Origin of the sequence: Anoxybacter fermentans (genome assembly GCF_003991135.1) — a bacterium.
GTDB classification, from domain to species: Bacteria; Bacillota; Halanaerobiia; order DY22613; family DY22613; genus Anoxybacter; species Anoxybacter fermentans.
Genome location: NZ_CP016379.1, coordinates 2,467,479 through 2,491,028, shown reverse-complemented (window position 1 = coordinate 2,491,028; position 23,550 = coordinate 2,467,479). Strand labels below are relative to the sequence as shown.

At 36.4% G+C, this 23,550-nt stretch carries 18 protein-coding genes and 2 pseudogenes; 17 read left to right on the top strand and 3 right to left on the bottom strand.

Features of this window, described 5'->3' with window-relative positions:
* Window positions 1-307: 307 nt before the first annotated feature.
* Window positions 308-740, bottom strand: a pseudogene (locus BBF96_RS11385) (transposase); the annotation flags it as partial.
* 96 nt (window positions 741-836) lie between these two features.
* On the opposite strand from BBF96_RS11385, the pseudogene BBF96_RS11380 reads away from it, so the two are divergent.
* From BBF96_RS11380 to BBF96_RS11330, 11 genes and pseudogenes are all read left to right on the top strand, one after another.
* Window positions 837-2,092: pseudogene (locus BBF96_RS11380) on the top strand (IS3 family transposase).
* Between the two features lie 92 nt (window positions 2,093-2,184).
* The gene (gene galE / locus BBF96_RS11375) at window positions 2,185-3,168 is read left to right on the top strand and encodes a UDP-glucose 4-epimerase GalE (RefSeq protein ID WP_127017270.1); all 984 of its coding nucleotides are present in this window, start codon (window positions 2,185-2,187) and stop codon (window positions 3,166-3,168) included.
* Between the two features lie 167 nt (window positions 3,169-3,335).
* A complete protein-coding gene (locus tag BBF96_RS11370) occupies window positions 3,336-4,769 on the top strand; it encodes a glucose-6-phosphate isomerase (RefSeq protein WP_127017269.1) in 1,434 nt (477 codons plus the stop codon).
* Between the two features lie 92 nt (window positions 4,770-4,861).
* Entirely contained in the window at window positions 4,862-6,640 is a 1,779-nt protein-coding gene (locus BBF96_RS11365) for a GumC family protein (RefSeq protein ID WP_127017268.1), read from the top strand.
* 164 nt (window positions 6,641-6,804) lie between these two features.
* Entirely contained in the window at window positions 6,805-7,797 is a 993-nt protein-coding gene (locus BBF96_RS11360; protein ID WP_127017267.1) for a Wzz/FepE/Etk N-terminal domain-containing protein, read from the top strand.
* A gap of 118 nt (window positions 7,798-7,915) precedes the next feature.
* Window positions 7,916-9,055 carry an O-antigen ligase family protein gene (locus tag BBF96_RS11355; protein WP_164731026.1) on the top strand — a complete coding sequence of 380 codons (1,140 nt, stop codon included), beginning with the start codon at window positions 7,916-7,918 and terminating at the stop codon, window positions 9,053-9,055.
* A gap of 293 nt (window positions 9,056-9,348) precedes the next feature.
* Window positions 9,349-10,026 carry a cysteate racemase gene (gene cuyB / locus BBF96_RS11350; RefSeq protein ID WP_127017265.1) on the top strand — a complete coding sequence of 226 codons (678 nt, stop codon included), beginning with the start codon at window positions 9,349-9,351 and terminating at the stop codon, window positions 10,024-10,026.
* Between the two features lie 26 nt (window positions 10,027-10,052).
* Window positions 10,053-11,147 carry a type I phosphomannose isomerase catalytic subunit gene (locus BBF96_RS11345; protein WP_127017264.1) on the top strand — a complete coding sequence of 365 codons (1,095 nt, stop codon included), beginning with the start codon at window positions 10,053-10,055 and terminating at the stop codon, window positions 11,145-11,147.
* 264 nt (window positions 11,148-11,411) lie between these two features.
* A complete protein-coding gene (locus BBF96_RS11340; RefSeq protein WP_127017263.1) occupies window positions 11,412-13,142 on the top strand; it encodes a phospho-sugar mutase in 1,731 nt (576 codons plus the stop codon).
* Between the two features lie 26 nt (window positions 13,143-13,168).
* The gene (locus BBF96_RS11335) at window positions 13,169-13,690 is read left to right on the top strand and encodes a hypothetical protein (protein WP_127017262.1); all 522 of its coding nucleotides are present in this window, start codon (window positions 13,169-13,171) and stop codon (window positions 13,688-13,690) included.
* Window positions 13,691-13,702: 12 nt separating this feature from the next.
* Window positions 13,703-15,565 (top strand): S8 family serine peptidase, encoded by a 1,863-nt coding sequence (locus tag BBF96_RS11330; protein WP_127017261.1) that lies wholly within the window; start codon window positions 13,703-13,705, stop codon window positions 15,563-15,565.
* A 399-nt stretch (window positions 15,566-15,964) separates the two neighbouring features.
* Here BBF96_RS11330 and BBF96_RS11325 read toward each other — a convergent pair whose 3' ends face one another.
* Both BBF96_RS11325 and BBF96_RS11320 read right to left on the bottom strand, forming a co-directional pair.
* Window positions 15,965-17,368 carry an outer membrane protein assembly factor BamB family protein gene (locus BBF96_RS11325; RefSeq protein ID WP_127017260.1) on the bottom strand — a complete coding sequence of 468 codons (1,404 nt, stop codon included), beginning with the start codon at window positions 17,366-17,368 and terminating at the stop codon, window positions 15,965-15,967.
* Window positions 17,368-18,144 (bottom strand): LPP20 family lipoprotein, encoded by a 777-nt coding sequence (locus BBF96_RS11320; protein WP_127017259.1) that lies wholly within the window; start codon window positions 18,142-18,144, stop codon window positions 17,368-17,370. The genes BBF96_RS11325 and BBF96_RS11320 overlap by 1 nt, the downstream gene beginning before the upstream one ends.
* 349 nt (window positions 18,145-18,493) lie before the next feature.
* On the opposite strand from BBF96_RS11320, the gene BBF96_RS11315 reads away from it, so the two are divergent.
* The 6 genes from BBF96_RS11315 (at window position 18,494) to flgK (ending at window position 23,547) form a co-directional block, all read left to right on the top strand.
* Window positions 18,494-19,885: an aspartate aminotransferase family protein gene (locus BBF96_RS11315; protein ID WP_127017258.1), complete on the top strand. Its 1,392-nt coding sequence runs from the start codon at window positions 18,494-18,496 to the stop codon at window positions 19,883-19,885.
* 88 nt (window positions 19,886-19,973) lie between these two features.
* Entirely contained in the window at window positions 19,974-20,612 is a 639-nt protein-coding gene (gene udk, locus BBF96_RS11310) for a uridine kinase (protein WP_127017257.1), read from the top strand.
* A gap of 134 nt (window positions 20,613-20,746) precedes the next feature.
* The gene (locus tag BBF96_RS11305) at window positions 20,747-21,157 is read left to right on the top strand and encodes a TIGR03826 family flagellar region protein (RefSeq protein WP_127017256.1); all 411 of its coding nucleotides are present in this window, start codon (window positions 20,747-20,749) and stop codon (window positions 21,155-21,157) included.
* A gap of 152 nt (window positions 21,158-21,309) precedes the next feature.
* Window positions 21,310-21,597 (top strand): flagellar biosynthesis anti-sigma factor FlgM, encoded by a 288-nt coding sequence (gene flgM / locus BBF96_RS11300; RefSeq protein WP_127017255.1) that lies wholly within the window; start codon window positions 21,310-21,312, stop codon window positions 21,595-21,597.
* 29 nt (window positions 21,598-21,626) lie between these two features.
* Window positions 21,627-22,121 (top strand): flagellar protein FlgN, encoded by a 495-nt coding sequence (locus BBF96_RS11295; RefSeq protein WP_127017254.1) that lies wholly within the window; start codon window positions 21,627-21,629, stop codon window positions 22,119-22,121.
* A gap of 19 nt (window positions 22,122-22,140) precedes the next feature.
* Window positions 22,141-23,547, top strand: a complete 1,407-nt coding sequence (flgK, locus tag BBF96_RS11290) for a flagellar hook-associated protein FlgK (RefSeq protein ID WP_127017253.1) — start codon at window positions 22,141-22,143, stop codon at window positions 23,545-23,547.
* Window positions 23,548-23,550: the final 3 nt, after the last annotated feature.

Below are 23,550 nucleotides of genomic sequence, written 5' to 3'. Positions count from 1 at the left end.
TCTAACTTCGATTTATATTATATAACAATTGTTGGGCAAAGTATAGTTTTCATAGTTCAGCTGGTGATGCGAAAAGCATCATGAAGGTCTATAAGACAAAATATAGCAATAAAGTAATTTGATTATTAATAAACATATATTACTATTTTATTAGTCTCAAAAAAGACAATAAAATACTACCTTTTTCCGAAATCTATAAAAGATCCATAAAAAGTCAATTTCTAACTTTATCTGCTTGTTAAAATCTCACTAAGATGGTTTAACTAAAAATTTCAATAGTGCTCAAAATTAGCTTTTTGCAGTTTAATCATACGTAAGATAGCTTTTGATAAATCTCCTTAAAAACTAAAAACCATGGACTATGACGCCCAAATGAAAGTTTATATTGCCGAGCATGGTAAACCAAACGACATGCTAAATAAATCAAATTATGAATGACTGTTCTAATAGGTCTGCGTTGGGCTTTTTTACGCAAAGGAGTTTTCGTAGAACAAACCATCATTTGGCCTATTATTCGCAATATGTTATAAGCCAGTACACCAAGATGTAAAATCAGATTGTTGGTAGCAAATTTGCCGCTCGGCAGTCTTTCCAGATCTAAATCTGTTTTTATCTCACTATGAAATTGCTCGCTGGCGCCATGTTTTTTATAAAGTTCGATAAATAACTTCCGGCTCATCGGGTAGACTTGTCCAGTATGTGTCTACTTCGATTTTGGGCATTAGTAAAGTTTGTCCGTCTGGTAGTATACTATATAGCCCCCTAATAATAGCCCCCTAATAGGTTTGGAGATAAAGTATGAAAATGATATAATAATGATAGAGGGGGTATTATTCATGAAACGTAAAAAATATTCTGATGAATTCAAACAGCAAATAATTGAAGAATGTCGATTGGTTGGTAATATTGCATTAGTTGCACGTCGCCATGAAATTTCAAGGCAAACTGTTTATAGCTGGATTAAATCCAGTCGTCAAAAAGGTTCTACAGAATCTTTTCCAAGAGACAAGGAAAAACAGTATTTAGAAGTTTTGAGAAGATTAGAAAAAGTAAGTACTGAGAATGATATGCTGAAAAAACTTCTCGCTGAGAAAGAATTAGAACTGGCAATTCTTAGGGACCTTAGAGATAAAGTAAACCCTCAATAGCCGACAAAGTCGCCATAGCAAAGAAATGGATAGAACTTGGATATAAGACCAGCCTGGTTTTAGGCTTTGTCGGCTTATCTTCATCTACATATTATGAGAACATAACAAGAAAACCAAAAGAATAGGCTGGTATTAGAAAACCTTCAGGAAGACCAATTCCTGGTTACTCCTTTACCAGGAAAGATGTAAAAATTTCTGATGAGCAAATTAAGAAATGGTTATGTGAGTTGGTTGCTGGAGATGGGTTTCCTTATGGATATCGTAAACTGACAGTATGTCTTCAAAAAGACTATGATCTTCAAATTAATCATAAAAAGGTTTATAGGCTATGCAAAGAATTGAGTATCTTAAGGCCACAGAGGAAAATTAAACAAAGGTATCCTCGTCGGTTAGCAAAAAGAGAAAAGATACATTCACCAAATCAACTATGGGAAATGGATATAAAATATGGATATATTTATGGAACTGATCAATCTTTCTTTCAACTATCACTAATAGACGTTTTCGACCGTTCAATAATAGATTATCATTTAGGATTATCTTGTAAAGCAAAAGATGCTTGTAGAGTTTTAAAAAATGCATTAAGAAAAAGGTGTATAGTAAAAAGAATGGACATGCCAAAAGTAAGGACAGATAATGGTTCTCAGTTTATTTCGCATGAATTTGATAGCTTATGTAAGGAATTAGGTATAGAACATGAAAGAATTCCTGTAAAAACCCCGAATATGAATGCACATATAGAGGCATTTCGTTCAATATTGGAAGAAGAATGTTATAGTCGTAATGAGTTTAAAAGTTTTATGGAAGTATATGACATAGTAAGTAATTATATGAAGTATTATAATGAAAGAAGAAGGCATGGAAGTATCCGAAATATGCCTCCGGTAAAGTTTTATGAAGCATTTAAAAATAATTCTGTGAAAATGGAATCTTTTATAGCATAATCTCCAATATTATGGGGTTAGCTCGAAGTTTTTGCCCCTTGAAAAAGGGATAAAATTTGACGGAACAGACAATATCAGGGGAGGTAAAAAAAATGAATGTCTTAATTACTGGTGGTGCTGGTTATATAGGAAGTCATGTGGTACTTGAGTTATCTAAAACTAATCATAACATTATAGTATATGATAATTTACAAAAAGGTCATCGTGGGGCAGTGTTAGCTGGCAAGTTAATTGTGGGAGATTTAAATGATACTGACAAATTAGAACATGTCTGTAGGGAATATGATATTCAAGGGGTTATGCACTTTGCAGCAGATAGTTTAGTTGGTGAATCGATGAAAGACCCTGCAAAATATTATAAGAATAATGTAGGAAATGCAATTAATTTACTTGAAGTTATGCGAAAAAATGGAATTAAATATATGGTTTTTTCTTCTACAGCAGCAGTATATGGCGAACCAGATAGAATTCCAATTACTGAAGAAACACTAACAAATCCAACCAATGTTTATGGGAGAACTAAATTAGTAATCGAAGAGATGTTAAAAGATTATGATCGCGCATATGGTATGAAGTTTATTACATTAAGATATTTTAATGCTAGTGGTGCTGATCCATCTGGGCAGATTGGAGAAGATCATTCTCCCGAAACTCATTTAATTCCTTTGGTTCTCTATACTGCATTAGGAAAAAGAGAATCAATAAGTATTTTTGGAACAGATTATCCAACCCGGGATGGTACTTGCATTAGAGATTATATTCATGTTAGCGACCTTGCTCAGGCTCATATCCTTGCATTAGAGGCTTTATTGGCAGGATCAGAAAGTAAAATATATAATCTTGGTAATGGTGAGGGTTATTCGGTTCGAGAAGTAATTGATATGGTTAAAAAAGTAACAGGTCGAGATTTTAAGGTGAATGAATCTGAGAGGAGACCAGGTGATCCTGCCATATTGGTTGCTAGTTCAGCAAAAGCTAGAAAAGAGTTGGGGTGGAAACCGCAATATGGTGACTTACAAAAAATTATTGAAACAGCCTGGAACTGGCATAAGAATAACCCAGACGGTTTTAAATAAAAAAATAAATATAAACCTTTGGACTATCGTGAATGAAGTTTGATAGGTAAAAAGGAAATTGATAAATATTAACGAATAGTCTATATAGATTGATTTGATACCTGGTTTTTTGTCCTTGATAAATAATTTAATTGTATGATACATGATATATAAGGGAGGGGAAAAAGATGCATTACTATCAAAACAAAGAATGGCAAGAAAAGATGAGAATACGTCTGGATGTCAACAACATGTTTGCTGCTCAAGTCGGCGAAGAGCATGGTCTTACAAAAGAAAGAATTGAGCAGTTGAGTGATCAGTTAAAAGCTGCTCATGAGGCTTTAGTTAAAGCCAGAGAGACTAGCAAGTTAGGTTTTATGGAACTTCCCTACAACCAAAAAGAAGTAGTTGAAGAGATTTTAGCTTATGTGGAAGAGAATAAAGGTAAGTTTGAAAATATTGTTGTCCTTGGAATTGGCGGTTCTGCCCTGGGAATGATTGCTTTACAGCGTGCTTTAAACCCTTTCTACTATAACGAAAGTGCAGAATTGCGTCAGGGTAGACCCAGATTATATGTCCTCGATAATGTAGATCCGGAATGGTTTGGAGAATTTCTAGAGCAAGTTGATGTGAAAAAGACACTCTTTAATGTTATCTCTAAATCTGGTGGAACTGCTGAAACCATGACCCAATATATGATTATTAGAAAGCATCTTGAAGATGAGTTGGGTGAGAAAGCCACTGACCATCTGGTCTTTACCACCAGTAAGGATAGAGGAAATTTAATTAAGATAGCGAAAGCTGAGGGAATAAAAACCTTCTTTATTCCGGAAAATGTTGGTGGAAGATTTTCTGTATTAAGTCCTGTAGGATTATTACCAGCAGCATTTGTGGGTATAGATATTTGTGAACTTTTGGCAGGAGCAAAATACATGGATCAGATCTGTCAGAATGAAGATATCTGGCAAAATCCAGCTTATCTCAATGCAACATTGCAATATCTGGCTTATCAGGATGGTAAGACAATCTCAGTTATGCTTCCATATTCTTCAGCTTTAAAAGATTTTGCTGATTGGTATGCTCAACTCTGGGCAGAATCTCTCGGGAAAAAGTTAAATCGAGAAGGCGTGGTTGTAAATGTCGGACCAACCCCAGTAAAAGCTCTGGGAGCAACAGATCAACACTCTCAGGTTCAGTTGTATATGGAAGGTCCTTTTGATAAAGTAATTACTTTCCTTGAAGTTAAACGGTTTAGAAAAGAAGTTACCATTCCCGAAGGTTATAAAGAGATAGATGGATTATCTTATCTTGGTGGCCATACTATGAATGAATTAATTACCGTTGAAAAACAGGCTACCGAAATGGCTTTGACCAAAAACAATCGTTTGAACTGTACTATTATAATTCCAGAAATTAATGCCTTTACAGTAGGTCAGCTTATTCAACTTTTGGAAGTACAAACTGCTTTTGCCGGAGAGCTTTTTAATATCAATGCCTTCGATCAACCAGGTGTTGAACTGGGTAAAAATTATACATACGGAATTTTAGGACGTAAAGGCTATGAACAGATGAAAGAAGAGTTTGAAAGTAGGTCAGAAAAGGATACCTCATTGATCATTTAATAATTTAATATAGACAGGAAGAAAAGAATCTCCTTTTAGTAAGGAGAAAACTTTTCTTCCTTTTCTGATAAAAGTAAGGAGGGAATTAAATATTGAGCGAGGAAAGATATTATGATGAATATGAAATAGATTTAAAAAAGCTTATCAAAGTAGTATGGAATGGTAAATGGTTCATTATTGGATTATTTATTGTAGCTGTTCTAGTGGCTGGGTTTTATAGTGTGTTTATGCTCGAACCACAGTATGAGGCTAGGGCCACTTTGTTAATTTTGCCTCCCAAATACACTACTTCTTTACAGGTTTCAACTCTTCCAGTTGAAACTTATAAAAATTTATTATTGACAGATTATATAAAAGCCAGGATTATTGAGGAACTCGACCTTAAACATGATAATGGTGAACCTTTTCATCCTTCAGATTTAGAAGGGATGATGAGTGTCACTGTCCAGGGCCAGTATGAGGTTGACGATAACAACCGGGAGATTTATGTACCGGTGTTGATCTTAAAAGTCAAAGGAACTGACCCGAAATTGATCAGTGATATAGCCAATGCCTGGGCCAATAACTTTATGGAGATTAGTAAACAAATAAGAAAAAGTGAGGTACAGGAAGTTAGTACTGTTATCCAGAGCCAATTTGAAGTTACTAAAAGCAAGCTTACCCAGGTGAAAGAGGAGTTGAGAAAGTTTAAGGAAAAAGCCCGGCTTGACCTGGCTAAGGCTGAGTTAGATATAAAGATGGAGCGTCTCTCTGAATACACCGATATGCTTGTGAATTTAAAGACCCAGTTGGGCTCTGAGAAGGCCAAATATCAGCAGTTACAAAAGACACTGGCGGGTATGGAAAAGGAAGGAAGATGGTTGGGAGATTTAAGCACTTCCATGGAAGGTGGTAAATATCCAATTTTAGAGAAAGCACGGGAAAATTATTTAAATATTCAGCAAGCCTTACTTACATACCAGAAAGAGCATGATCTCGATCTATTGCAGCAGAAGATTGCGGTAGAGAGTGATAAATTAAAGAGTTATCAACAAAAGGTCTTATCCCTTGAGGCAACATTAAAGGAAAAACAAATTGAGATTGAAAAATTAAAATCACTTCTTGAAAAAGAACCGGAAAGATGGGTCTTGAAAAAAGCAATAACAGAAGATGCTTTCTGGCAGAGTCTACTGAGCATGGAAGAAATCAAGGCCTTACAGGATTTGCAGCTCTCTAATGAGATTGTCAATCCCATTTATCAAAAATTAAAGAACAAGTTGGCAGATGACGAGGTATTGGTGCAAAGCATTCCTGAACAAATTGCACATTATAAACAGTTAGTAGCCCAGAAGGAAAGGGAAATAAACGAACTCAATTATACATTGAAACAATGGCAGCAAACATTAGATAGACTAAATACCGACCTTGCTCATTACAAACAGCTTTATGAAGAACAGGCCAATGTATATCAGGATCTTAAATCCAGGTTATTACAAAGCGGATTGAATGTAGATTCCCTGGAAGTTCAGGTTGCTTTTTATGAACAGCTTAGAGCTTCGTTAGAGCAGGAGATAAAGGAACTGCAAGATCGTATCTGGAAGGATGAGATTATAGAACAACAATTGACACAACAGGTGAATGACATTCAGAAAACCTATAATATGTTGGCAGAAAAAGTAGAAGAGGCGCGAATCACCGAAGCAGAGAAAACCAGTGATGTAAAATTTATTGCTGAAGCTGTTCCACCAACAAAACCTATTGGAAGGAATGCAAAACTATATATAGTTATGTCTGGAATATTGGCTTTGATGGTTGGTGTGTTTATAGTCCTTTTGAAAGAGTATATGAAAGAAGATGAAAAAGAGGTCAATGCTAGTATTATCAAGGGATGAAAGAAATTTGTCATATAATTAGGAGGAGAAGTTTTTCCTTTTTAAAAATGAAAAACTTCTCCTCCTGTATCTTAATTTTCTTTTATAAAAGAGGGTTTTTGATGTTTATGTAGTACTTTAAAAAAGAGGTTTATTAATTGAATAAGAAGAGGGTGAACTATTTGATGGAAACTTATGAAATCGATCTTTGGGAGCTTCTTCAGACTTTAAATCGTAGAAAAATGTTGATTATTGGGATTGTATTTGTATCTGTTATAATGAGTTATGTATTTAGTGCTTTTTTTATTGACAAACAGTATCAGACAGAAATGTGGATTAGATTAAATGAAAACTTTCTTCCTGATCAAAAAGAAATTCCATTGGAGTACTTGAAATCTCACTTTTTTTATCCAGAGGTAATTCAGGTAATTACAAAGAATCTATCCGATATTCCTGATTTAAAAAATAGTCTTTCATTTACTCAAGTAAATGGGCTCGTTCAAATTGTTTATACTCATACATTTGATTCAAAAGCACCTCAATTATTGCAAAAATGGACAACTATTGCCAGATTAAAATTGATTGAAGAAGAGGGAACAAGGTTAATTGCTACTTTAGAAAATGATATCAGTACAACTCAGACTAAATTGGCTAAAGAAGAGCAAAATTTAGAGGAAATTAAGAAGCTTCTTTTAAAGGAAAGTCAATTTATTGAGGTTGAAGTTGTACCAAAAGATACAACTGAACCAAAAACATTTGTATATAAAGAATTAAACCCAAATTATACAGATCTTAAGACGGAAGAAAAAAATATTAAATTAGAAATTGTTAAATTAAAGAATCAGATTAAATTGTTAGAACAGGTTTTAGAGGAATATAAAGTGATTCTAACAGAGGTCAACAAAAATCTGGATGCAACAGAAGTAAACACTAATAAGTTATTTAACGACTTAAATAAATTACGTATAAAGTTTAATGCCATATATTCGAACCGTTCCATTGAACCGTTTCAGGTGGTTTCTGCTCCATATTCAAATCCCAACCCCATAAGCCCTAATGTAAAATTGAACGTACTTTTAGCCGGATTTCTTGGATTATTTGTTGGTGTGTTTCTGGCGTTTTTCTTAGAATATGTGAAGACAATGAAAGAACAAAATCAGTCTCAAACAGTTGTTTAGATCAAAAACACCCAACTGGGTGTTTATTTTTTTAGAAGGAAATCTTACTGAAATCGAGAATATATTATAAGATAACAGCTGATTAATCTGGATGATAAGGAAGGTGAATAGAGGCTATATGAAAAAAAATTGGATTGAAAGATTTACTGGACTAACCTTGGCTATAAATCCGGTTTTTACTTTAGTTGGTTTAATTTATTTAAGTGCCAGAAGAACGCGAGGATTAATTGCCAAAATTAAATCAGATAAAGCAAATTTATATTTTTGGCTTTTTCTAGCTGTTTCTGGAATAATAAGTATAGTTTTTTCAATTAACAAATCTGTGGCTATATCCAGTTATTTTATTCCTTTTGTTTTCATCTGGCTTTATATTTTAGGGAGATGGGTTATCCAGGACCCGGAAACCTTTGTACAGGATTTAATTCGGGGAGTAATGATTCTTTCCATAATTGCTATTATCGCTAAAATATTTAACCTGGAGTTATCGATTGGTCAAGTCCGTATTTTGGATAAATTTGGTCCCCGTGAACGGGGAGAGATCTTATATGTAGCTGATAACAGTCTGGGCCTTTTATTTCAGGTTGGGGTTGTTGGGGCTTTAGGTAGTTTACTAATTTACTGGAAAGAGAAAAAATATGTTATTGAAAATGTGATTACGTTTATTGTAAGTATTTGCGGGTTAATTATTTCAGCGTCAAGAGGAGCTATGGTAGGAACTTTAGTTGCTGTATTATATCTGGTTGTGAGATATAGTTTTAAAGCACTTCTTGGAGCTGGTTCTATAGTTGGAATTTTGGCTTATTTTTCCCGTCACCGTTTTTTTTCGGCGTTTGATGTTAAAGCACATAGTGTTAGAATTAAAATTTGGCTAAGCTCGTTAGAAATAATAAAAGATCACCCATTTTTCGGGGTAGGTCCTGGTAATTTTGGCCAGATTTATGATAAATATAAACCTGCTTCACTAACAAAAGAGGTAACCTGCGCCCATAGTAATTATTTAAACATCTTTATTGGTTGGGGAATTATTGGAGGTCTTTTATTCTGGGGATGGCAATTGTTTATTTTTATAAGAGCAGCATTAAAAGGTTTGACACCACTTCAAAGAGTCATTATTGCTATTTTGATTTCTTTTTATGTCCATGTGATGGTTAATGAACTATTTGCTGCTTATTCAGGATTTTTATTAGGATTAGTTGATCATCCATCTTTTGGGAAGCAGGAAAATTTTTCTCAACAGGAAACTTTTAAGAGATCCTGAATGGGTCTTTAGAGCTTGTTGACAAACCTTTCTTTTTTAGAGACTTGTCCGTGCACTGCCAGAAAAACTAAATATAATTTCTGAAGCGTATAAGTCAAGGCTTAAAGCCAGGAGGGCGGAAGCCTTGACTTTTAAGGACGCGCAGCCAGGATGGCGGAGCGTCCGGTAGCGGAAGAAATTATATTTAGTTTTTTTTGTTCCTCTGTGGGAGTAAGTTATGTGCACCTCCCCTTTTTCAACAGCCTGAGACTATGAGTGGATCTCTACTTAACCAGAAATGGAGGAGTTAGCAAATGGGACGTATAATTGGTATTCTGGGTGGAATGGGGCCGCAGGCGACAGTAGATCTTATGCAGTGGATTATCAAATTAAGCAAAGTGGAACGGGAAGCAGATTACCCACGGGTTCTGGTAGATAATAATCCGGCTATCCCGGACCGAACAGAGGCAATACTTTATGGCGGTGAAAATCCTGTCCCTGTTTTACGTTCTATGCTTAAGGGCCTGGTTGAGGCAGGAGCAGAGATTATAGGAATGCCCTGTAATACTGTTCACTATTTTATTGATGAGATTAGAGAAGGTTTTGAGGTTGAGATTGTAGATATGCTAGCAGAAACAGCAGCAGAAGTTAGACAAAGGAAATTTCAGACTGTCGGACTTTTAGGAACAACGGGAACTCTTAAGACCGGAATTTATGAAAAATATCTTACCGATGTAGAAGTAGTACTTCCTACTTCTGAAGAGATGGAATTATTGATGGAAATGATTTATAGTGTAAAAAGAGGGGAAATAGTACCTCAGGAACGGTTAAATCATATAATTACAAAGATGAATCAGCGTAAAAAGTTAGATGGTGTCATTTTAGGATGTACTGAACTACCATTGATTGCTAAAGATCAAAGTCTTGAGCCAGTTTTGATTAATCCCACTGCTATTCTTGCGCAAAAATTGGTGGAATTGTCTCAAGGATAATAAATTCATTTCAGGGAGTGATAGTAGTGGTCTATCCATTTAGATGTAAACCAATCTATAAAGAAAAAATCTGGGGCGGACGTTGGTTAGAAGAGGCTTTTGGTCGCGATTTGCCCGGAGAAAAGCTTATTGGCGAGAGTTGGGAGCTAACCTGTCGTCCTGATGAAATGAGTATAGTGGAGGATGGAGATTTCGCAGGGCAAACCTTTAAAGAGGTCATTCAAAAGTATCCTGAAGAAATTTTAGGTAAACGGATAACCAGGGAAGGGTTTGACCCTTTTCCTTTGTTGATCAAATTTCTGGATGCCAGTGATCGCCTTTCGGTTCAGGTTCACCCTGATGATGAATATGCCAGGCAGGTTAAGCCTGGAGAATTGGGTAAAACTGAGATGTGGTATGTATTGGATGCAGAACCCGGTGCAAAATTAATTATGGGCGTAAAGCCTGGAGTAACCCGGTCTGAGTTTGCTAAAAGTATTGAAAAAGGGACTCTTCATGAATGTTTGAATGAAGTACCTGTCAAACCGGGAGATGCTTTTTATATTCCCGCAGGAACCATTCATGCTATTCTTGAAGGAGTTAGAATTGCTGAGATCCAGCAGAACTCTGATACTACTTATCGTGTCTATGATTGGAATCGGGTAGGGTTGGATGGAAAACCCCGTAAACTACATATTAAAGAAGCATTAGAAGTAATTGACTTCAACCGGACTGGTATCAATCCTCATCCCGGAATTATACTAAAAAAAGATGGATGGCAGAGCCGTCTGCTTACCGCTTGCCCTTATTTTGCAGTGGAAGAATTAAAAGTTGAAAGGATGAAAGGCCAGATTAGTCCGGAACGTTTCGAGATCTGGATGGTTTTAGAGGGAAGTGGTGAATTAAAGATAAAAACCGATAATTATCGGCTGGCTAAAGGAGAGACATGGGTAATCCCTGCTACTTTGGGAAATTTTGAGCTTACAGGTCAGGTAAAAATCTTAAAAAGCTATATACCAGATCTTGAGCATGAGATTATTACACCTTTGTTAGCTAAGGGTTATAGTAAAGCTGATTTGGGTAAAGTAGGTGGATTAAATGATATGATTAAACTGCAAAAAGCTAATTTTGAGCGCTATTGAAATTTTTCGTCAACTTATCTTAGTGAGATTTCAGTCGAAATAAGGCCTCATATGAGGATATGATGAGCTAATCAAGGGCCTGAAGGGCCCATTGATTAGTGCGCCTTATTTTGATTGAAATCGAACTTTAGATGGTTCGAAAAATTTTTTTTGAAGTGAAAAATTAGCTTTTTGCAGTAAAATCATGGTATTATTTCTGGTCAATTTGTAAAAATTAACAATGAGTATCAAAGTCTGAAAATTAGAGAAAGGGGATGAGCTGGTTTGGATTATATAAAGAAATACAATGAGTGGTTAAACAGTAGCTATATTGATGAAAAGACAAAAGAGGAGCTTTTAAAAATAAAAGATAATGAGGCCGAAATAAAAGAAAGGTTTTACTGTGATCTTGAGTTCGGGACAGGAGGGCTTAGAGGAATAATTGGACCTGGAACAAACCGCATGAATAAATACACTGTACGTAAAGCTACTCAGGGTCTTGCAAATTATATTAAGAAATTAGGTGATGAAGCTCTTAATCGGGGAGTTGCAATTGCCTATGATTCCAGACATTACTCTAGTGAATTTGCTTTAGAAACGGCTTCGGTATTGAATGCCAATGGTATCAAAACATACATATTTGACAAATTAACCCCAACCCCAATGCTTTCTTTTGCGGTAAGAGAATTGAATACTATTGCCGGTGTAGTTATTACGGCTTCACATAATCCGCCTGAATATAATGGCTATAAGGTTTATTGGGAAGATGGCGGTCAGATAGTACCTGATCTTGCTTCTTTAATTATCGAGGAAATAAAGAAGGTAACTGATTTTAGTCAGGTTAAGACTATGTCCAGAGAGAAAGCAGAACAAATGGGGCTCTTTAATATAATTGATAAAAGTGTTGAAGACAAATTTATTGACAAAATAAAAAGTCTTTCCTTTATTGATCCGGGTTTTCAGGATTATGTAGCCAACTTAAAGATTATTTATACACCATTGCATGGTACAGGTAATATCCCGGTTCGACGGGTTTTAGCTGAAAAGGGATTTAATAATGTAAAAGTAGTGCCTGAACAGGAATTGCCGGACCCGGATTTTTCAACTGTAGAATATCCTAACCCTGAGGAGAAAGAAGCCTTTAATCTGGCCATTGAAATGGCTAAAAAAGAAGAGGCTGATCTTATCATTGGAACTGATCCTGATTGTGACCGGATTGGAGTTGTAGAACAGACTGAAGATGGAGATTATGTTGTACTTACGGGAAACCAGGTTGGAGTATTGTTGACTGAATACATTTTATCTCAGCGTTCAAAGAAAGGTAAACTTCCGTCGAATGGCGTTATTATTAAAACAATAGTCACTACTGATATGGTTAAGGAGATTGCAGAAAAATACGGGGTAGGTGTTATTGACACCCTGACAGGTTTTAAATTTATCGGTGAGAAAATTAAGGAGTTTGAAGAGACAGGAGAGCATGAATTTCTTTTTGGTTTTGAAGAAAGTTATGGATATCTGGTAGGAACTCATGCCCGTGATAAAGACGGAGTGGTAGCTGCTGCTATGATCTGTGAAATGGCTGCATATTATAAGGCTCAGGGGATTACCCTTTATGAGCAGTTAATGAAGTTGATGGAAGAATACGGTTACTATATGGAAGATCTGGTTTCCATTAAACTTGAGGGTGTTGAAGGTCAGGAGAAGATTCAAAAAATCATGGAAAAATTGAGAAAAACAACTCCAAAAGAAGTAGGAAGTAGAAAAGTTATCTGGCTGGAAGATTATTTAAATCAGGAGAAATATGACATACCCACTGGAAAAAGAACAGCTCTTGATTTACCCAAATCAAATGTCTTAAAATTCAAATTTGAAGATAAAAGCAGTTTTACTATTCGACCATCCGGAACTGAACCTAAGATTAAAATATATTTTTCCATTATTGGAAAGAGTATGTCCCATGCAAAAGAACTTCTGAAAGAATTAAAAGAGGAAGTTTTAGAGTACATTGGGGTTTAATTTGACTTAAAAAAGGTGAGAAATAAATGGATAAATATAAATTAGTTCTCTGTCTGGTGATTATTTGTATTGTTTTACTTTCCAGTGTAGGAGAAGCAAGTTCTATTATTTTAAATGGAAATAAGATTTTTCTAAAAAACGAGAATGGTTATTTATGGAGAATTGAAATTCTCCCTGTTGATACACAGGGTTTTTATCTGGAGATTTTTAAGATTAGTGATTATTATCAACAGGTGGGAGTGGGTTTTGATTTTCGTCTTTCAGGTCATTCCTACGGGGAAATCTGGAGTCTTGTAGGTTTGGAAGAATATCGACTTCTAAAGACAAATAATTCTTTTTTTAGAAATGGTCTAAGAGCTCAAATTCCGGTTTCTTTTGGTAAAATAATTCTCGGTGCAGATGTGATGATAGATGATCTTGTTGGAAGTTTTTTAAGATATCAACTGGAGGTTAGTTTTTTAAAGAAATGGATCAGGGGTAAAGTGGGAATAGGTAACCTTTTGGGAAATAAAGATGGAATGGCTCTCTGGATCGGATTTGAGCTATAGGAGGTGGCAAAAGTGGCTGGCCATTTTAAAAGAATCTTTACTTTGCTTATTATTATCTGTATTTTCTTAAGCGGTTGCACTTCTTCAGGGATCCACCTCTATACTGTCCGATTCATGGGAGAGGTCCGGGAAAGTTCGGTTCTTCAACAGCCTATCAAAGGTGTAGAAATCTACACAAAAACTGGAGAGTTAGTTGGGAGAACAGGTGCAGATGGGCGATTTTCGGTACAAGTTTCTCCCACTAAGGGTATAGTAAGACTGGTATTTAAGCATTCAGATTACGAGACCTATACTTTAGAACATGCCATTGATGGGCGTTACTCTCAAACGGTGCATCTTCCACCATTATATCTGGCGCCTGCTAGTGAAAAGATTACCGGCAGGATTTATCGGGAATTTAGTCTGCCGGAAATTAATACCGTGAATAATAAAACAGGCCTTTCTGAAGTTAAGCCTTTGGAATTTGAATCCAGAATCGTCGAAGGTGAATTTAATCTGGTAACCCATAGGGGTAAAGAGTGGTTGGTACAAAAATTAAAAGGAAAGGGAGAGATAGTCTATGAGTCGGGTGGTGAATTTTATACCATCCGACTCAAGCCCGGGGTAAATAGTGAAAAATTTATGGCAGAAATTTCTGAAGATGTGGAATTTATTACCCCAAATCGGATGATTCAATCTTTAGGGATAGAGCCAGAAGATGAATATTGGCCTGAGCTCTGGAATATGCAAATGCTCAATGTCAGTTCTGCCTGGAAGTATTCTACCGGTTCTGGGGTTGTGGTAGCTTTATTAGATACCCTTTATACCAGCGCCCATCCTGATCTTTTGCCAAATTTATTACCGGCAATCGATGTAACTGGTAATAATGAGGAGAATCCGGCTTTAAATGCACATGGACTGCATGTGGCGGGGATTATTGGGGCTGTTTCAAATCAATATGGTGTAGTAGGTGTTGCCCCTGATGTATCTATTTTACCAATTCGGGTTTTTACTGAAACTGGTGCGACCATTTATCATATCTTGAAAGGTATTGATGCTGCCATTGAAAATGGTGCTCAGGTGATTAACATGAGTTTTGGAACATATGATCGATATAATCCATCTTATGATTTTCCTGATCTTCATTATGCAATTAAAAAAGCCGCTCAAGCGGGGATTTTATTGGTTGCAGCAGCGGGAAATACTGGAAGTGATTATTTGCTTTATCCAGCAGCTTATCCAGAAGTGATTGCAGTGGGTTCAGTAGGGCCAGATGGAGAACGTACTTATTATTCATCATATGGAAAAGGATTGGAATTGATGGCTCCAGGTGGGAATAGTAGGCTTGGAAGAAAAGCCCAGGTGTTGAGTACTATTTGGGATAGTCTGGTGGGAGATTCTTATGATTATATGGAGGGTACATCTATGGCTGCCCCCCATGTGAGTGGAGTCGCGGCTCTTCTCATTGCCCATGGAATAAAAGACCCGGATTATATTCGTTTGATTTTACGTGAAACTGCTAGAGACCTGGGCCCACCGGGTTATGATGAAGAGACAGGGTATGGTCTGGTAGATGCCTTTGCTGCTTTGAATCGTTTTCAACACACATATGTCTTTTTTGGCTCTATTGAAGGTGGATGGGCTCAATTGAAAAGTCCGGTAGTTCAGGTTGAAGTAAATGGTAGTTTTGAGTTAGCAAAAGTCAGACCCGGGAAGGGCCGGGTTATTGGCTGGATTGACGTAAATCAAAATTTAAAAATTGATGCGGGAGATTATTTAGGCCAGTCAGAAGAATTAGAGATAACCGAAAAAATGGGAGTAGTTTCAGACGTAGAAGTCATTTTAGAATTCATTGAAGGGGATTTTAAAGCCATTGCAATTAATATTGGTTCTTAATGATGTCCAGTATGACAGCTTTTTTAATGTTCAGGGAATTATACTTTTTGCAGGTTGTAGATAACATTTTGTATTAATCTATATTATGGTTAAACTGCAAAAAGCTAATTTTTCGCTTCTTGAGAAATTTTTCGAATCATCTAAAGCTCGATTTCTGCCGAAATAAGGCTTCCTAATCAAAGGGCCCTCCTGGCCCTTGATTAGCTCATCACCTTCTGTGATGAGGCCTTATTTCGTCAGAAATCTCGCTAAGATGATTTGGCGAAAAATTTCTATGTCGCTCAAAATTAGCTTTTTGCAGTTTAATCTTAAGATCTGTTATAATAAAAAACCGTGCCCAATTCAAATAAAAGGCACGGCTTGTTTTATGTCCTGATTTATCAAGGTTATGACAAAATTTTAGTGATAAATATCCAGTGTTTGCCCATGAAGATAATAGAGTCGGTCTTCACTGGCTAAAAGTTGGGTTTTAAGACCGGATCCTTTACTGCTCCAGAGAAGGCTGCCATGTTCTAGATCCAGAATTCGGATTCCACGCCAGGTATTGAGGATAATTAGTCCATTTCCTACACCTGCAATTTCGGTTACAGGTACAGAAAGTTTTTGTTTCCAGTATTGATATCCGGTTTTGGCATCAAGAAGATAAATTATACTTTCTTTTGAATTTATAAAAACAGAGAGAATTTTATCTTGAGCCAAATAAGGAGAAAGAACTAAAGTATTGGTAGAAGAAGGCTGGCCTTTAAAGTCCCAGATTATGGTTCCATCAACAGAGTTTATGGCTGCTATTCTGTCATATTGATCACTCCAACTAAGATAGGTCAAAATCCGAGTGGGCGTGGGAGCTACTTTTAATTTTGGACTGATCAATTTTTTAAAAAGCCGGCTCTGAATACTTAAATCGAAAGCATGAATATAACCATCACCATCTGCAAAATAAAGATAATCTCCAGCAACCTTTGGTGCAGTAAGGAAACTACTCAGAGTCCGATTTTGCCAGAGAAGCTTTCCTTTTTTTAAATCCAGTGCCAAAAGGCTTCCTTTTTGAGTAGTAATATAGATGGTTTCATTTGAAATAGCTGGAGTTTGATAAACAGGTTCTTTTAAAGAATGTCTCCATTTAATCCAGCCGTATTGAAGATTGATACAAATTACCTGGTTTGTTGTAATAGCAATAAGCCATTTTCCATCGGTGACTAGTGGAGTAGTTAATTTATCAGGAAGTTTCTTTTTCCACACAATCTGATTACTCTCTGCATGAATAGCCAATATGTAATAATCTTTACCTTTGACAGGAATTACAATTAGCGGATCAGAGTAGAGAGCACCCAGTTGAATTTGGTCTGGAATGGTATAACTTTCTTGCAAAAGAGGGTCCTTTAAATGAAGACGAATAACATCCATAGTTCCTTCAAACTCAGCCCACCAACTGGCATCGGAACTGACTTCAGCAGAAATGGTGATAAAAAATTTATCTTCAGATTCCCATTCATTAATAATTTCATATGAAAGCAAATGCCCAAAGGTCTGGCTAATTACCAGATCTGAGGTAATGGTTAGATTTTCCATAACAGTAGCTGCTGTAATCCGGATCCCTAATGCCTGTTCTAAAGCATTTCTGAAGGCATCTTTAAGAGCCATTTCCTTTGTTAATCCCCGATCTGATTGGAGGGGAGCCTGACCTGTAGCTTCTACTCGAATCGTTTTTACTTTTTCAGCAGAAAAAACTATAAAAGTGAAGATAGTAAAAATAAAGACTAAAACTAATGTGATGAGTAAACTTATTTTACATTTTTTAATCATTATTCAGCCCCCCCGGTAATTACTACTATTTTTGATAATAAAAATACATCGGTATTTTCGAGAGAAGTTAAAATCAGACGTCCGTCCCCTTCAGAGACGAAAAGGGTTGAGTCATCATAAGAATCAATCTTAATGGCACTGATAATAAGAGGGTTATCACCAATCCGTGGATCGGATAAAGCGTCATTTTTACTCTTTTTAAAGATGGAGTCAGTAGGTTGATAAAGGGCACGATCGGCTGAATAGATTAAATTTCCCTTAAGGTCTCGAATCTTCAATAAGTTGGGAGAAGTAATGTTAAACCCTCTGGCATCAATAATTAGACCGGTATATTCTTCTTTAGGAATAATGGAGAGTTCTGTTTGCGGAGTTGGAGAGATGCTGGAATTAATATCTTTGACATTAATTTTTAGTCTCAGATGGTAAATTCCATTTTGAATATATTCGTTTTCGGGGATAAATTGTGCTCCCTGTAACATTCCTTCTACTTTGGTACGAACTATATCATGGGCTATTAGATTAACCACAGAAGTTTCACTATTCAGTTTAAGACCGGAGATAATCTCTAATAGATTTCTTTGAGCATCTACTTTGGCAGCAAGTCGTGCTAAAGCTATAGCCTGGGCATAATCAGAAACATTTGTGGGTATTACTCCTGTACCTTCAACGATAAGATACCCTTCTTTTAAGTTTGCTTCAGGATGGCCTATCTCTCCATGGACTACACTGGTAAATAAAAAGATGATTAGCAGAAATATCGGAACATGAGATTTCATACCTTATAAGGCCCCCTTTCAATAGTCCGTATAATTAAATTCGGCAGTTTTTCTTTATTTTCCTTCCATGCTTCTATAGATTTTGATATAATAAATATAATTAAACTGCAAAAAGCTAATTTTTCGCTTCTTGAGAAATTTTTTGAACCATCTAAAGCTCGATTTCCGTCGAAATAAGACTTCCTAATCAAAGGGCCCTTCTGGCCCTTGATTAGCTCATCACCTCCTGTGATGAGGTTTTATTTCGTCGGAAATCTCGCTAAGATAGTTTAGCGAAAAATTTCTATGTTGCTCAAAATTAGCTTTTTGCAGTATAATCTTAAATGAATAAAGAAATGGGGGTAAAATAATGAAGCCAGAACTTATTGATTTCACAGATGGGATTCAGAAAATTAAGAAAAAAGAGGTACGAAAACTTTACAAAGAATATCTGAATCCCGGGTTAGGTTTTTTAAAAGGGTTGTTGGGGTTTGACAGAAATTTTGTTAGAGCAGAAGGTGTAAAGGTCTGGGATGACAATGGAGAAGAGTATTTGGATTTTCTTGGCGCTTATGGTGCTTTAAACTTTGGGCATAATCCTCCCCGGATATTGGAGATGGTTAAAGAAGTTATGGGTCGGCCCAATTTGTTACAGGCTTCTGTCAATCCTCTTGAGTGTATTGCAGCTCATAATCTGGCACAGATTACTCCAGGCAATTTAAAGAGAACGTTTTTTTGCAATAGTGGTGCTGAGGCTGTGGAGGGAGCTATAAAACTTGCCAGAGCAGCGACAGCTAAAACTAAAATTATTTCCTGTGAAGGGTCATTCCATGGTAAAACTCTCGGTGCTTTGACAGCTACAGGAAGGGAAAAATATCGTGCTCCTTTTAAGCCCCTCATTCCAGAGTTTGTTCAGATACCTTTTGGTGATACCGATGCATTAGAAATAGAGCTTAAGAAAGGAGATGTAGCTGCTTTTATTGTTGAGCCCATCCAGGGAGAAGGAGGAATTATTTTACCACCTCCGGGATATTTGCGTAAGGTGCGTGAGATTTGTGATCAATATGAAGTACTTTTAATTGTTGATGAAGTTCAGACCGGTTTTGGTCGGACAGGGTTTAACTTTGCTGTTGAGAAAGATGAAGTAGTCCCCGACATTATGTGTTTTGCCAAATCCATCGGTGGTGGTGTAATGCCTGTAGGAGCCTTCCATACATCAGCTGAAGTATGGGATAAGGCCTATGGGGGAGTGGAAAAATGTACCCTTCATACCTCTACATTTTCCGGTAATACATTGGCTATGGCTGCTGTTATTGGTGCAATAAAAGAGTTAGTAGAGAATGATCTGGCTGCTCTTGCACATAAAAAAGGAGCTTATCTATTAAAAGGGTTAAAAACATTACAGGAGAAATATTCTTTGATTAAAGAAGTCAGGGGAGAAGGGTTGATGATTGGTATTGAGTTTGCCGAAGCGAAAGGAGTATTAAATACCTTGACAGGTGGGAAAGTAAATCAGATTTCTAAGGAATATCTGGGCGCAATGGTGGCAGGTGAACTTTTAAATCGCCATAATATCATTACAGCCTATACTTTAAATAATCCCAATGTGATTAGATTGGAACCGCCATTGGTGGTCTCTTATGAAGAGATGGATCGGGTGTTGAATGGGTTGGAGGATATTTTTAGCCGGAAAGGAAGCTTATTGGGGATGGCCCTGGCCAGTACTGGAACTATGGTCAAATCAATTTTTAAATCAAAATAATCCGTACGAAAAAATTGCAAAAAGGAATAGGAGATGTTAAAATAAATTAGAAATTTGACTACAGTAACTGGGGAGGATTTTTGTAGCTATGAAAAATAGTGTTGTAATAGGTATTTCAGGAGGTTCTGGATCAGGGAAAACAACGGTTGCAGAAAATCTGGTAAAGCAGATTGGAGATGAACATATTCTTTTAATTAAACAGGATTATTATTATAAAGATAACAGTCATCTCCCTCTTGAAGAACGGGCCAAACTCAACTATGATTGTCCCGATGCCTTTGATACTGAATTATTGATTGAACATATTAAACAATTAGTAGCGGGAAAGGCTATTGACCAACCTCAATATGATTTTACAGTCCATAACCGTAAGCCTGAGCGGATACGGGTAGAACCAAAGCGAATTATTTTGCTGGAGGGGATTTTAGTTTTACATGATGCCGAGCTCAGGGACCTTATGGATATCAAGGTGTTTGTGGATGCTGATTCAGATATTAGGTTACTTAGGCGTGTTCTAAGAGATACACGAGAAAGGGGGCGGACTTTGGATTCTATTGCTGAGCAGTATCTTAAGACAGTAAGACCCATGTATGAGAAGTATATTCATCCGACAAAGAAATATGCTGATATTATCGTACCTAAAGGTGGGTTTAATCAGGTAGCTATTGATATACTAGTGGCACGGATTAAGAGTTATTTGATGGAGTTAGAAAAGGTTGATGGTTGAAAAGTTTCGGTCAATGCTGACCGGAATTTTTTTTAATAAATAAAACCCTATTCTCGTTAATCAGGCAGGAATATGAAATTTAGTTGGCGAATATATAAAATATCCCGCAAAAGAAGATATAAGGGGTGATTATAGTGCAATTAAAAAATTGTATAGAGTGTGGAAAAGTTTTTGTTCATCCAACTATGAATATTTGTAGTGAGTGCTATGAAGAAGAAGAAAAGGACTTTGAAAAAGTCAAAGAATACCTTTGGGATAAAGCTAGCGCCAGTATAGATGAAATTCATAAAATGACGGGAGTTTCTAAGAAACGGATTATCAAATTTATTAAATCGGGACGTATTACAGCAGGAGAATTAAATTTTGAAAATGTTTTAACCTGTGAAAGTTGTGGTGAACCTATAAAAGAAGGGCGTTATTGTAAAAAATGTAGTGAACGTTTGTTTAAAGGATTAACCGAGGGACTGGAAGAGAAAAAAGTTGAAAAATCTGATACTAGAAAAAGTGCTAAAATGTATACTGCCGAGTGGTTGAGAAAAGAATAAATCAACTGAGGTATAAACATTAGAATATTGTAGGTATAGTTAGCTAACCTGACTTAATTTACAGTCAGGTTTTTTTATTGCCATTAATAATTACAGATCTTTTACCGAAGATAAAAATAGAATTGATTTTAATTTAATGGTGGTGATAAGCTATGAAAATATCAGGTAGCAGATTACAACAGATTGGTAAAATGTATCAAAAGAATAGTTTTCAAAAACTTGGTGGGTCTAATTCTGTTAGAGAGGATAAGGTGAACTTATCCCGTGAAGCCAAAGAACTTAAGCGAATTTATGAGGTTTTGGCTAAGACACCTGATATTCGTACTGAAAAGGTAAATCAGCTTAAACGGGTTATTCAACAAGGGACTTATGAGATTAAGGGTGAAATGATAGCAGAAAAAATGATAGAAGGATATTTTATTGATAAGATTGTTAAATAGATCTATTTTTCAGGAGGATGAGCAATTGAATGGATTATTTAAATGAATTAATACGTGTTTTAAATGAGGAAAAAAAATTATATACTAAACTTACTGATCTGGCGCATGATAAACAACAGGTCATCATTGCTAATGATGTTGAAAAATTGGCTGATTATCTTAGAGAGGAACAGGATTTGATTGATAAAATTGAAGGTATAGAGAAAAAAAGGCGTCAGGTAGTTATTGGTCTCTGTTCTGAATTAGATATTCCCGATAAGGAGCTTTCCTTTAGTAAATTGAGAGATTTTTTAGATGAGGGTTCCAGAATTAAACTGGATCAGCTTAGAACCAGCTTATTAAAAATTCTTGAAGAATTGCACCAAACTAATGAGACCAATCGGGTATTAATTGAAGAAGCATTAAAAATTAATGATTTTACAATTCGTATTTTGACTCAGGCGGTATCACCTTCATCTTCTACTTACACACGGGCCGGGGTCGAAGAAAATAAATCTCAACATTTAATTGATAAGCGTGTGTAGTATAAGGGGGCATGGAAATATGAGCGGTATGATGGGACTGAATATAGGGGTAAGAGCTCTAAAGGCCCAGCAAAGGGCTTTAAATGTGACGGGGCATAATATAGCAAATGCCAATACCGAAGGGTATTCGCGTCAGCGTGCAGAGTTAACAGCAACTACTCCCTATGCAATTCCTTCCCTTCATGACCGTGTTCAAGCAGGTCAGGTAGGGACAGGAGTAAAGGTAAAACAGATTATAAGGTTGCGTAACTTGTTTATAGATGGACGTTTTCGTGAGGAAACTTCCAATCTTGGTAAGTGGGAACAGCTTTCTGATGCATTGCATGAGATTGAATTAATCTTTGGTGAACCTTCTGATCTGGGTCTTAGAAGCGCACTAGATAATTTCTGGAGTTCTCTCCAGGAATTACATAACAATCCTGAAAGTGGGGCGGTAAGAGCTGCTGTACGCCAGAGTGCTGCAGCCCTGGCTGATGTATTTACAGCATTACGCGGTCAGTTACAGGACTTTCAGTGGGCACTGGATGGTTATGTTAAAAATAAAGTGGAAGAAATAAATTCCTATGCGCGACGGATTGCTGACCTGAATAAACAAATTTCTCTAGTTGTGGGTAAAGGTGATAATCCCAATGATTTAATGGACGAGCGGGATTTATTAATTGATAAACTTGCTTCTCTTGTCGATATTGAGCTAAACTACGATTCTACAGGTAAAGTTAATATTACTATTGGTGGTTTTAGTCTGGTAGCTGGAAATCAGAATTTGGAACTTACTTATATTGAAAATCATTCAAAAAATGGTATGGTAGATGTAAAGTGGAAGAGTACTGGTAGTAGTTTATTACTTAAAAGTGGTGAACTTAAAGGGATTTTGGAGGCCAGAGATGAGATCGTTGCAGATTTTATATCTGAGCTGGATACTATGGCAAGCACTTTTATTGTTGAGTTTAACGAGGTTCATCAAAATGGTTATGGTCTGGATAATAGTACCGGAATAAAGTTTTTTGAGGGAACAGATGCTTCCAATATTCGTGTAAGTGATGATATTATGGATGAAATAAATGGTTTGAATCGAATTGCTGCTGCTTTGTCAATGGATAGTCCAGGTGATGGCAGTAATGCCCTCAAATTAAGTGAAGTTATGCAAACAGGACTTTTAAATGGTGAAAAAACAACAATGGCTGATTACTGGGGTGGAATTATCACCAGACTTGGTGTTGATTCTCAGCGCGCATTGCATATGGTGGAAAATCAAAAGGCTTTGACTGAGCAGTTGGATCAACAAAGACAGTCCATCTCAGGTGTCTCTTTGGATGAAGAGATGGCCAATCTGATCAGGTATCAACATGCCTATAATGCCGCAGCAAAACTGATTCAGACCCAGTCTGAAATGTTGGATACATTGGTCAATGGGATTTTGAGATAGGGG